Here is a 224-nt window from a genome sequence, read left to right on the forward strand (position 1 = left end):
ACTATGCTGATGAAAATGCGGAAGCTACCTTTCAACGGAAGTTGAAAAAGAAGAAAAAGAGAAGAATAAGCTGGTAATAACAAAAAAGATACGAAAATGAAAGAAATGAAAAACAGCGATTTTATCCACACGCTGGATGCAGTATATAACCTCTGTTCCGAAATCAAAGAATTGCTAAATGTAGAAACGGAGAAACAAGAAGATGAGGGTAGTGAAGGTATTGT

This window comes from Bacteroides sp. CAG:633 (assembly GCF_000435115.1).
Lineage (GTDB): Bacteria > Bacteroidota > Bacteroidia > Bacteroidales > Bacteroidaceae > Bacteroides > Bacteroides ndongoniae.